The following is a 2,293-nucleotide window of genomic DNA, read 5'->3' as shown; positions in this document are numbered from 1 at the left end:
GGGGAGGTGACCGATCCGGAGTATTGGGTGGAGCATGTGCGTCGGCCGGTGATGTTCGCTGATGCGGTGTCCACTTTGGTGGATCGGGGTGTGTCCACGTTGTTGGAGGTCGGGCCGGATGCGGTGCTGACTGGGATGGCCGCGGAGTTCTTGCCCGACAACGTGGCGGCGGTGGCTGCTTTGCGGCGCGACCGGGAGGAGGCTGTCACGCTCCTGGAAGCGGTCGGGACCGTCCACGCCCGCGGCCACGATGTCGACTGGCGACCGCTGTTCGCCGACACCGGTGCCCGCCGCGTGGACCTGCCAAGCTACCCCTTCCAGCACGAGAAGTACTGGCTCATTCCCGCCCCCGGCGCGGGCGACATCGCCGGGGCGGGTCTCGACGCAGCCGGGCACCCGCTGCTCGGTGCGGCGCTGCCGCTGGCCGACGGCGACGGTCTGGTGCTCACCGGCCGCCTTTCGCGTGACATCCTGGGCGAAACCCTTGGCGCCGAACCGTTCGTGCCCGGCTCCGTCGTCGCCGAGCTCGTGTTGTGGGCGGCGGACCAGGTCGGTTGCGGCCGGGTCGCCGAGCTGACGCTGGACCGGCCGCTGCCCACGCCCGCCGCACAGGAGGCGGTGCGGCTGCAGGTGCGTGTCTCCGGCCCGGACGACCGCGCGCACCGCACAGTCACCGTGCACGCCCGGCCCGCCGATGGCGATGGCGGCTGGACCAGGTACGCCCACGGCATCCTGGCGGTGGGCCAGTCCACCACTGGGCCGATCGATGCCGGAGCCGCCGCCCTGTTCGACCTCCCGGACGACGCCCGCGCCGACGGTTACCTGCTGCACCCTGCCCTGATCGAAGAGGCGCTGCGGGCGATTCCCGCCGATCCCGACCTGGTGCCCGTGCGCTGGACCGACTTGACGTTGTTGGCGACCGGCGCGCTGTCGCTTCGCGTGCAAGCGATCCCGGTCGACGATGGGCACCGGGTGCTCGCCCTCGACGCAGCCGGGCAGCCCGTCGCCACGTTCGGCGCGGTGGGTTACGCACCTCGCGCGCGCTGGCACGGCATGCCCGCCGCGACCGACTCGCTGTACATTTTGGACTGGGTGCCGGTCGAGGAAAACCCGGGCTCGCCGTTGGGCATCCGCTCCGTTTCGGAGTTGTCCGAAGTGGACAGTGTGCCACCGGTGGTGCTGGTGGAGCTGACCGTCGGCGCCGACGGCCCGGAGTCCATGCCGCAACGTCTCCGGACCGCCACCGGCCGCGCCCTGGCCCTCGCGCAGAGTTGGCTTGCCGAGCCGCGGTTCGCCGCCTCGCGACTCGCCGTGGTTACCCGGCGGGCGACCGGTGCCGACGCAGATCCGGCGCTGGCCGCCGCCTGGGGCCTGCTGCGCACCGCGCAAAGCGAGCATCCCGACCGGTTCGTGCTGATCGACCTTGACACCGACGCGGGGATGGCGGATGCGGCGGTGTCCACCGGCGAACCACAGGTCGCGGTGCGGGATGGACGTCTGCTGGTGCCCCGGCTGGCCCGCTCGGGGGCCGGAGACCCAGCCCCCACGGCGCTCGATCCAAAAGGGACGGTGCTCGTCACGGGTGCCACCGGCGCGCTGGGCGGACTCGTCGCCCGGCAGTTGGTGCGCGCGCATGGCGTACGGAGCCTGCTGCTGGTGAGCCGGCGCGGTCTCAGCGCACCGGGCGCGGTTGAGCTGGAGGAGGAACTCACTGCACTTGGCGCGCGGGTGCGCACGGTCGCGTGTGATGTGTCCGACCGGTCGATGCTGGCCGGTGTGCTGCTGAAGGCGATTCCCGCCGAGCATCCGTTGACCGGCGTCGTGCACGCCGCAGGGGTACTGGATGACGGTCTTTTAATCGCACAAACGCCCGACCGGATCCACGCTGTGCTGCGGTCCAAGGCAGACGCTGCCTGGCACCTGCACGAACTCACCCGTGACCTGGGGTTGTCGGCCTTCGTCGTGTTTTCGTCGGTGGCCGGCCTGCTGGGCGGGGCCGGTCAGGCGGGTTATGCGGCCGCGAACGCCTTCCTGGACGCGCTCGCCGCGCACCGGCACGCCATGGGCCTGCCCGCGCAGTCGCTCGCGTGGGGCATGTGGGCACAGGCCGGAGCGATGACCGCCGACCTGGCCGAGTCGGACCTGCGGCGGCTGGCCCGCGCGGGCATCGTGCCATTGGACGCCGAGCAGGGCCTGCACCTGTTCGACACGGCGCTGGGCCGGGCGGAGCCGCTACTGGCGGCCGTCCGGCTGGATCTGCGCGCGCTGCACGGCCAGGATAGGGTCACGGTCC

Annotated in this window: 1 protein-coding gene; it reads left to right on the top strand. The window is 72.1% G+C overall.

Features of this window, described 5'->3' with window-relative positions; genetic code table 11:
• Positions 1-27: 27 nt before the first annotated feature.
• Positions 28-2,293 (top strand): beta-ketoacyl reductase (locus tag DM816_RS41560; protein ID WP_162908418.1); only part of this gene is annotated, 2,266 nt, incomplete at its 3' end.

This window comes from Allorhizocola rhizosphaerae (assembly GCF_003426775.1).
GTDB lineage: Bacteria > Actinomycetota > Actinomycetes > Mycobacteriales > Micromonosporaceae > Allorhizocola > Allorhizocola rhizosphaerae.
This window is presented reverse-complemented; position numbering and strand designations above follow the sequence as displayed.